The 8,298-nt window shown below is 69.0% G+C and carries 9 protein-coding genes and 1 pseudogene; 3 read left to right on the forward strand and 7 right to left on the reverse strand.

Features of this window, described 5'->3' with window-relative positions:
* Positions 1-46: 46 nt before the first annotated feature.
* The 4 genes from D588_RS0116360 to xanC are packed head-to-tail and all read right to left on the reverse strand — an operon-like array spanning position 47 to position 2,124.
* On the reverse strand, positions 47-334 hold the full coding sequence (locus tag D588_RS0116360) for a hypothetical protein (protein WP_017914445.1): 288 nt from the start codon (positions 332-334) through the stop codon (positions 47-49).
* 9 nt (positions 335-343) lie between these two features.
* Positions 344-1,093 (reverse strand): lysophospholipid acyltransferase family protein, encoded by a 750-nt coding sequence (locus D588_RS0116365; protein WP_087963685.1) that lies wholly within the window; start codon positions 1,091-1,093, stop codon positions 344-346.
* Between the two features lie 55 nt (positions 1,094-1,148).
* Positions 1,149-1,880 (reverse strand): hypothetical protein, encoded by a 732-nt coding sequence (locus tag D588_RS0116370; RefSeq protein ID WP_043085439.1) that lies wholly within the window; start codon positions 1,878-1,880, stop codon positions 1,149-1,151.
* On the reverse strand, positions 1,855-2,124 hold the full coding sequence (gene xanC / locus D588_RS0116375) for a xanthomonadin biosynthesis acyl carrier protein XanC (RefSeq protein ID WP_003470209.1): 270 nt from the start codon (positions 2,122-2,124) through the stop codon (positions 1,855-1,857). Before xanC ends, D588_RS0116370 begins: the two co-directional genes overlap by 26 nt.
* 131 nt (positions 2,125-2,255) lie before the next feature.
* On the opposite strand from xanC, the gene D588_RS0116380 reads away from it, so the two are divergent.
* From D588_RS0116380 to D588_RS0116390, 3 genes are read left to right on the forward strand one after another with little or no spacing between them, the layout of a single operon-like run.
* On the forward strand, positions 2,256-3,614 hold the full coding sequence (locus D588_RS0116380) for an NAD(P)/FAD-dependent oxidoreductase (RefSeq protein ID WP_026143794.1): 1,359 nt from the start codon (positions 2,256-2,258) through the stop codon (positions 3,612-3,614).
* Positions 3,611-4,627, forward strand: a complete 1,017-nt coding sequence (locus tag D588_RS0116385) for a pteridine-dependent deoxygenase (protein ID WP_017916745.1) — start codon at positions 3,611-3,613, stop codon at positions 4,625-4,627. The genes D588_RS0116380 and D588_RS0116385 overlap by 4 nt, the downstream gene beginning before the upstream one ends.
* Positions 4,620-5,153: an AAA family ATPase gene (locus tag D588_RS0116390; protein ID WP_017916746.1), complete on the forward strand. Its 534-nt coding sequence runs from the start codon at positions 4,620-4,622 to the stop codon at positions 5,151-5,153. The genes D588_RS0116385 and D588_RS0116390 overlap by 8 nt, the downstream gene beginning before the upstream one ends.
* A 245-nt stretch (positions 5,154-5,398) precedes the next feature.
* On the opposite strand, the gene D588_RS28580 is transcribed toward D588_RS0116390, so the two are convergent.
* From D588_RS28580 to D588_RS0116405, 3 genes and pseudogenes are all read right to left on the reverse strand, one after another.
* A complete protein-coding gene (locus D588_RS28580; protein ID WP_232764317.1) occupies positions 5,399-6,892 on the reverse strand; it encodes an XVIPCD domain-containing protein in 1,494 nt (497 codons plus the stop codon).
* Between the two features lie 18 nt (positions 6,893-6,910).
* The gene (locus D588_RS0116400; protein ID WP_157836481.1) at positions 6,911-7,474 is read right to left on the reverse strand and encodes a hypothetical protein; all 564 of its coding nucleotides are present in this window, start codon (positions 7,472-7,474) and stop codon (positions 6,911-6,913) included.
* Between the two features lie 289 nt (positions 7,475-7,763).
* Positions 7,764-8,298 (reverse strand): annotated as a pseudogene (locus D588_RS0116405) (AMP-ligase); the annotation flags it as partial.

Below are 8,298 nucleotides of genomic sequence, written 5' to 3' on the forward strand. Positions count from 1 at the left end.
AGGGCGAAATGGCCGCCGCCTTCCGGGCGGTGCTTCCAGCCGGCGCTCACGGCGCCGCCTCGGCGTTCAGCTCGCCGCTGACCAGCAGGTCCTCGCCGCGCAGCACGCGGAAGCGCCAGCGCGGCGCGGCGCCGTCCAGTTCCACCCGCGCCGGCTGGCCGGGAAACAGCGGTTGCACGAACTTCACCTGCGGCAGGCGCAGCGGCGCGCGCGCGCCATGCGCCGCCTCGACGGCCTGCAGCACGTGGTCCAGCACCACGACGCCGGGCACCACCGGGCGGCCCGGGAAGTGGCCGGGCAGGCTGGGATGATCATGCGGTACGACGAATTGCATACGGGCGACTCATATCCTGGGTTCGAGCATGGCACGGACGGCCTGGTGCGCGCGCTGGGTCACTTCCTGGCGGTTCAGCGGGCCGTCCTCGCCGTTCACCCGGATCGGCGTGCCGATCCGCACCCGGATGACGCCGGGCCGGACCCGGAACAGGCTGGTCGGCGGCAGCACCTTGCCCGCCCCGTCCAGCGCCACCGGCACCACGTCCACCCCGGCGTCGATCGCGGCCTGCAGCAGCCCGGCCTTGAACTCGGCCAGCGCGCCGCTGCGGCTGCGGGTGCCCTCCGGGAACAGGCACAGGTCCTGGCCACGGCGCAGCAACGCCGCCGCCTCGCGCCGCATCATCGCCCCGGCGCGGCGGCTGTCGCGGTCCAGGAACAGCATGCCGGTCGCGCGCGCATACCAGTTCACGAACGGCACCTTCAGCATCTCGTCCTTGAGCAGGAAGCGCAGCGGCACCGGCAGCGCCATGAACAGCGCGCAGATGTCGATGATCGACTGGTGGTTGCTGACGAACAGGTGGTTGCGCGACCAGTCCACCCGCTCGCGGCCCTCCACCTGCAGCCGCGCCCCGGCGCCGAACAGCAGCACCGGCGCCCAGAACCGCGCGCCCATGCGCAGCGGCAGGCGCGGCCCGGTCAGCCGCAGCAGCACCAGTGCGACGACGATGCCCAGCGCGGTGTGCGCCAGGGTGAATGCCAGTTGCAGGGCGTTCCACACGGCCCAGGCCATGCGCGAAGGCATCCCAGCCCGCGACAACTTGCTGTTTTCCTTGATGATCTGCACGACCCTTGCGTCCCCTGCACTTCGCGCGTCAGCGCAACAGATCGCGCCAAAAAACCGGCCCCAGCCGCGCCAGCCGGTGCAGGAAGTCGGGCAGATTACGGTAGGGACGCTGCGGAAACCAGCGCCCGCGCAGCAGGTACTCGCCGACGAAGAAGCCGCCGATGACCCCGTAGCCGAGCAGATTGGCGAACAGCGAGGCGCGCGCATCGCTGATCGGCAGCGGCGCGGCCAGGCCCAGTTGCGCCAGCACCCCGCTGGGCTGGGCGCACAGCGCCAGCAGCAGGTTGAGCAGGGTCAGCCCGACCAGCAGCAGGGTCCAGGCCAAGGTCAGGCGGCGGGTGTAGCGCAGTTGGTCCGGGGTGATCGGCATGCCGGCCTGCCGGTACAGGGCCTCGACGATGCGGGTGATCAGCGGCGTGCGCCCGCGCTGCAGGCTGCGCCCGAAGAACCAGGCCACCCAGGCGGTGAACAGCACCGGCGGTGCGGCCAGCAGCAGCAGGGCGTGCGGCGAGCGCCACAGCGGCACCAGCGCCGCGGTCGCGGCGAGCGCCAACGCCCAGGCCCAGGGCCGCCAGCGCGCCATCGGCTCCACCAGCACCATCAGCACCAGCGCCGCGCCGGCCAGCACCGCCAGGTCCGGGCGGTGCGCGGCATTGGCCCAGTGCGCCAGTGGCGAGTAGGCCAGCGCCAGCAGCACGCCCAGGGCCAGCGCCCAGGGCGCGGCGTCGGCCGGCTCAGCTGGTCTTGTTGGCTTCGACATGCGCCGACAGCGCGCGCAGCGAGGCGAAGATGCGGCGGTTCTCGTCGTTGTCCGAGCGCAGCTGGAAGCCGTAGCGCTTGCTGATCGCCAGCGCCAGTTCCAGGGCGTCGATCGAGTCCAGCCCCAGGCCGGTATTGAACAGCGGCGCCTCCGGATCGATGTCGCCGGGCTGGACGTCTTCCAGGTTCAGGCTCTCGACCAGCAGCTCGGCCAGTTCACGTTCGGCGGCGGTTTGCGAAGACATCCAGGGGCTTCCAGGCGAAAGGACGGGTGCGACAAGATGGTGCATCGGGCGCTGCGGCGCAACCATCGGCCCGCGAACGGCACGCTATCATGCCGTTTCGCCCCGCCGTTGCGCCCGCAGGTTTCCTCAGGATGACGTCCGCCGCTGTTGCTTCCCCTCCCCCCACCGCACGCGACGCCGCGGCAGACACGCCCGACGTGCTGGTGATCGGCGGGGGGCCGGCCGGCTGCGCGGCGGCGATCGTGCTGGCGCAACGCGGCTGGCGGGTGACGGTGCTGGAAAAGGACCACCACCCGCGCTTCCACATCGGCGAATCGCTGCTGCCGATGAACATGCCGATCCTGCAGCGGCTGGGCGTGCTCGACCAGGTGCGGGCGATCGGCGTGCTCAAACTCGGTGCCGATTTCCCCAACGATGCCGGCGGCTACAACACCTTCCGTTTCGCGCATGCACTGGGTGTGCAGTCCGACTTCGCGCTGCAGGTGCCGCGCGCCGACTTCGACCGGGTGCTGTTCGCGCAGGCGCGCGCGGTCGGCGCCGACGTGCACGAGGGCGTGCGCGTCGAGGCGGTGCAGCTGGACGGCGAGACACCGACGGTGCAGGCACGCGGCGCCGACGGCGTGCGCCACTACCGGCCGCGCTACCTGATCGACGCCAGCGGCCGCGACACCTTTCTCGGCAACACGCTCAAGCTCAAGCGCGCCAATCCGCGGCACCAGTCGGCGGCGCTGTTCAGCCATTTCCGCGGCGTGGCGCGGCGCCCCGGCGAGGACGCCGGCAACATCAGCATCTATCGCCACGCGCACGGCTGGATGTGGCTGATCCCGCTGCCCGACGACGTGATGAGCGTGGGCGCGGTGTGCGACCCGGAGTACATGAAGACCCGCAAGGGCTGCGACAGCGAGACGTTCCTGCTGCGCACGCTGGCGCTGAATCCGGACGTGGTGGCGCGCATGGCCGGCGCGCAGCGCGTGGCGCCGGTGCACGCCACCGGCAACTACGCCTACGAATGCACGCGCATGAGCGGGCCGCGCTGGCTGATGCTCGGCGACGCCTACGCCTTCGTCGACCCGATGTTCTCCTCCGGCGTGTACCTGGCCATGCACAGCGCCGAGCGCGGCGCATCCGTGGTCGACGCGGCGCTGCGCGACCCGGCCAGCGAGGCGCGGCTGCAGCGGCGCCTGGAGCGGCACCTGCGCGGCGGCCTGGACGAGTTCAAGTGGTTCATCTACCGCTTCACCTCGCCGACCATGCGCGAGCTGTTCGCGCAGCCGCGCAACGTGCTGCAGGTGGAACAGGCGGTGGTGGCGATGCTCGCCGGCGACGTCTTCGACAACCGTGCGGTGCTACGCCGCCTGCGCGTGTTCCGCGCCATCTATGCGCTGTCCGCGGTGGCGATGCTGCCGCGGGCGTGGCGCGCCTGGCGCCACCGCCGCCGCCAGGCCCGCGAATCGTTCCACGGCGACACCTTGCACGGAGATACACCATGAGCCGCCCGCACCTGCAGTTTCCGCACCACACGCAGGGCCATCCGCAGTTGCAGGTGGACTACGTCGCCGAAACCGACCCCAGCCAGTGGCTGGCCGAGGATCGCGTCCTGGCGGTATTCGGCTTCGGCGAGACCGCGCCCTACCACGACGACCCGCGCTACCTGCGCGTGCCGCTGCAGCCGCACGGCCCGCGCATGCTCGAGGTGTGGCGCACCGACGCCCCGGTGCACAGCGGCCGCGACGGCGCCATCGCCTGGGCCAGCGACGGCCGCCTGCAGTTCGGCGTCATCGAGATCGACGAGCGCCAGGTCGACCTGGACATCGAGGAAGCCGCCGCGCTCGCCTACGCGCAGATCAGCGCCTTCGTCGCCGGCAGCGCCACCCCGCGCCTGCTGCGCATCTGGAACTACCTCGATGCGATCACCCTGGGCAGCGGCGACCGCGAGCGCTACCGGCGCTTCTGCGTCGGCCGCGCGCGCGGGCTGGGCGATTTCGACGCCACCCAGCTGCCGGCGGCGACCGCAGTGGGCCGCTGCGACGATGCGCGGGTGATGCAGATCTACTGGCTGGCCGCCGCGCAGGCCGGCACCCCGCTGGAGAACCCGCGCCAGGTCAGCGCCTACCGCTACCCGCGCCAGTACGGCCCGCAGCCGCCCAGCTTCGCCCGCGCCATGCTGCCGCCGGCCGGCAGCGACATGCCGCTGCTGCTGTCGGGCACCGCCAGCGTGGTCGGCCACGCCTCCATGCACCAGGGCCAGTTGCTGGCGCAGCTGGAGGAAACCTTCGCCAACTTCGACGCCCTGCTGTCGGCCGCGCGCGAACACGCCCCGGACCTGCCGCCGCAGTTCGGCGACGGCACACGCCTCAAGGTCTACGTGCGCGAGCCTGGCGACCTGCCGCTGGTCGCCGCCGCCCTCGATACCCGCTTCGGCGACCGCGTCCCGCGCCTGCTGCTGCACGCGGTGATCTGCCGCGACGAACTGGCGGTTGAGATCGACGGCGTGCATGGTTGAACGGCGACGCAAGATCGTCCTGGTGTCCGGTGCCCCCGGCGCCGGCAAGACCACGCTGGCGGTCCCGCTGGCGGCGCACCTGGGCTTTCCGCTGTTCTGCAAGGATTTCATCAAGGAGACGCTGACCGACGCCCTGGGCGATGGCGGCGGCGATCTCGTCGCGTCGCGCCGTCTCGGCGGCGCCGCGATGGAGGTCCTCTGGTCGCTGGCACAGCGCAGTCCGCACGCGGTGCTGGAAGCCAACTTCCGACCGCGCAGCGACGACGAACGCGGCAGGATCGCCGCACTGGAGGCGAGGCTGGTGGAAGTCCATTGCCACTGCGGCCATGACGAGACCCTGCGCCGCTTCCGCGCGCGTGCCGCGACGGCCACGCAGCACGCGGCACACCCCCTGCGGGAACTGCCGCCCGACCTACTTGCCGACTATCCCGGTCCGATCGGCCTGGGGACGGTGATCGACGTGGACACCCGCATGCCGGTGGATCTGCCGCACCTGTTCGCGCAGGTCGCCGCCGCGCTTTCCTGAGCGGGTACCGGCACCGCCGCTGCCGCGCCGGTTCCGCCCTCGCGACGCGCTGTCCCTGGACTTGCGCCCAAGTGCGGTCTGTGCGGGACGGATGCCGTGTCGCTGCTTGCCCGGCGCAAATCACGTTGGACGCCGGACGTGGCAGAGCGCACCGCAGCAAGCGCGTATGCGTCGATGTTTCGCACCGCTGCCTTCCTCCCACGCATGACCATCCCACCTCGCCGGCCACGCAGTGGCGACATGCACTAACGCGTCGGCGCGGTCAGGTGACGGTCCAATTCCGGCTGTGTGGTGCGCTGTTGCTCCTGCCCCAGCGCCTGATTGGCCAGCGCCAGTTTCTGGTCCGACTGTTCCACCGGCGTGGCCAACGCCTGCTCCACCGGAACGACCGCGCGCTTCATCGCCGGGTCGTCCAGTGCGCCCTGCACGGCGATCAGGTTCCCGGTCTTCCCCAACACCACGTGGTCGACCCGCTCCAGCGCATTGCCCGCCAACGAATAGCCCGCGGCACCCGGATACATGTCGCGATTGTCCTTGCAGGCCGCCAGCAGGCTGCGACTGAGCCGCTCGCTGTCGTGGTCGTAGGCCTTGCCCAGGTATGCGTCGACCCTGCGCATGCCTGCTCGGATCTGTTCCAGCAACGCGTGATCCGGATGCCCCGGCAGCGACGGATCATCGCTACGGTGCGCCTCGGCGCCTTGCGCGGGAGGCGCCGAAGGTTCGGGCAACCCGTTCGCCAGGGGCGACACGTGCCGATGGGTGTCGGCGGTGTGCTGCAGCAGTCCCGAAACCGGCGGCTGGGCGCTGGTGTCGAAGTACGGCAGAGGACGCCGATCCCTGCCCAGATCCAGCCCGTTCTCTTCCAGCAGCGACTCGCGCAGATGCAGCCGCGACAGGTTCAGCGCGATCTGCGGGGTGTCGTTGCCGGGTTGTGGCGGATGTTGCCGATGCTCGACCTGGGCGATGTGGCTGACCGGATTGGCAGCATAATAATTCGCATAATCCGAGTTGCCGTTGGCGCCAAGCCTTGCGTTTCGAGCTTCCTTGTCAAAAAAATTCTGCCCCATTCCCTCCACATTATCGGGAGTCTCGCTCATTGTCAGATCGGCATTGAGACGAAGGTTTGGCTTCAATGTGAAGGCCACAGGCCTGCCGCTACGGTCCATGAAATCTGCCATGCGCCCCGGCTGTTCTTTGTAGATATCCTCCAGCGTTGCATTCGGCTTGCTTGCCAGAACCCTGCTGACGACTGCATTCCAGCCGGCGATCTGCGCACCGGCTTCGTCGCGGCGATTTTGCGCCAGCAAAGTTGCCAAGGGCTCGGTGTAATCACGCACCCCCGAGCCGCGTGAAATGTTTCCGACATCGCTGTCGAACTGCTTCAACGCCCGCTTAGTTGCTTCGGCATTGAACCCATGCTGCAGTTCATGACCTAACGCATACGTTACCTCACCCATATTTGTGGCGCTGGGTAGTTGACCTGGAGAGACAGGAGTCAGTCGTGCCAAAGGTAGGCGGATCGCGTGATTCTGCGCATCGTATTCACCACCCGCATTGGGATTAGTCAATGGAACGATGCGCGCCACATGGCCCTTGGCCACGGCAGCGTTGACCTGGTCAACGAGCGCGGGCGAAGCGTTGACGATCGACAGCAGATTCCTCGCCTGATCCGCCGTAACGTCCGGCTCAGAGCCAAATTCACTGAAGATCTTCTGAGCCTGAGCAGAGAGTTCCGCCATTCTGAGGCATCCTTGTCTTTATCCGATCACAACCATTTGCACACACAGGTGGCTGATCTTTTCGATCGGCTCATTTGCCTCGCCATTGGGATAGACCTGGATCCACATGCCGGGACGCTGAAAAAAATCGTACATCAGCGCTCCATGCGACAGCTTTTCTCCAAACGATGCTTGAGGTGGAGAATCGAAGTGGTGCTCACGTACAAATCCCATCTTTTCAAGTTCACCAGTGAAGCGATCAAAGTCCATCTGGCAGATACTGGTCATGTCGGGAGAAGATCCACGGGTCGCCGGATCGAAGCTGAACTCAAACCCATGGTTCTTCGTTCTCGGATCTACCTCGAAGCCATGCACCCAATCCCGGCTGACCTTCTCCCCGAATCCATAACGTCCCGACCCATCACGCGCATAGTCCATCTCCACCCCCATCACCTCATGCAAGCGCTCCGGCGTGAAGTCGGCCACGCTTCTGCTGGTCCGGATCAAGGTCAGCAATCGGCTGAGCATCTGCTCGGCGCTCAGCTTGGGCGACACGGGCGCGGCGGCCTGATCGGCGGCGCCGGACGAGGGGGACGAGGTCATGGCGGGAGATTCCTTGGCAGGAGGCGCAACGGCAGGCGTCCGCGCGGGCGCATGGGTGCAGGCCCCGCACAGCAGCGAGGCGATCAGGACGAGAGAAGCCCGCTGGGGCATGCGGCACATCCTTGCGGCGCGAAGCGATGAGCGCAGTATACGAACACCGGCAGGCCCCACAGCAAGCCGCCCACTGAACCATCTGCAGCGATGCAGGCTCGACGTTTCACCAGCAGCGGTCGATTGACCGCTTGCCAAGCCGGCCTGATCCCGATCCCGGTGCGATTCGACCGCCCCGTCAGTCCTCGCGTGCCGCCAGCAACGCCAGCAACCGATCGCGCGGCAGCTTGCCGGTCTCGTTGCGCGGCAGGGCGTCGAGCAGGCGCAGGCGGCGCGGCAGGAACACCGGATCCAGCTCGCGGCGCAGCGCGGCGAGGATCGTGGCCTCGTCCAGGGTCGGCGCCACCACCACCGCGGCGATGCGGCCCACCGCCTGGCCCGGCTCCGGATCCAGTTGCAGCATCGCGCCGTCGACCACGCCCGGCAGGGCCAGCAGGCGCCGGGTGAGATCCGCCAGCGAGGCGCGCTTGCCGGCGATCTCCAGCAGATCGGCCTGGCGCCCGCGCACCTGGAAACGGCCGTCGGCACCCACTTCCATCAGGTCGGCCAGCAGCACCGGCTGCGGCAGGTGCGGCGCGTGCACCAGGGTGCCGTCCGGCTGCGGCGCCACGCGCACGCCGGGCAGCGGCGTCCACGGCGCTTCGCAGGCGGTGCGGCGGCTGGCGAACACGCAGGTCTCGGTGGAGCCGAACATCTCGCGCACCTGCCCGCCA

The sequence above is a fragment of the Xanthomonas sp. SHU 308 genome (genome assembly GCF_000364645.1).
Taxonomy (GTDB): Bacteria; Pseudomonadota; Gammaproteobacteria; order Xanthomonadales; family Xanthomonadaceae; genus Xanthomonas_A; species Xanthomonas_A sontii.

Coding starts and splice junctions, on each gene's coding strand:
- D588_RS0116360 (WP_017914445.1), bottom strand. CDS start 334: ATGCAATTCGTCGTACCGCATGATCATCCCAGCCTGCCCGGCCACTTC.
- D588_RS0116370 (WP_043085439.1), bottom strand. CDS start 1,880: ATGTCGAAGCCAACAAGACCAGCTGAGCCGGCCGACGCCGCGCCCTGG.
- xanC (WP_003470209.1), bottom strand. CDS start 2,124: ATGTCTTCGCAAACCGCCGCCGAACGTGAACTGGCCGAGCTGCTGGTC.
- D588_RS0116380 (WP_026143794.1), top strand. CDS start 2,256: ATGACGTCCGCCGCTGTTGCTTCCCCTCCCCCCACCGCACGCGACGCC.
- D588_RS0116385 (WP_017916745.1), top strand. CDS start 3,611: ATGAGCCGCCCGCACCTGCAGTTTCCGCACCACACGCAGGGCCATCCG.
- D588_RS0116390 (WP_017916746.1), top strand. CDS start 4,620: ATGGTTGAACGGCGACGCAAGATCGTCCTGGTGTCCGGTGCCCCCGGC.
- D588_RS28580 (WP_232764317.1), bottom strand. CDS start 6,892: ATGGCGGAACTCTCTGCTCAGGCTCAGAAGATCTTCAGTGAATTTGGC.
- D588_RS0116400 (WP_157836481.1), bottom strand. CDS start 7,474: ATGACCTCGTCCCCCTCGTCCGGCGCCGCCGATCAGGCCGCCGCGCCC.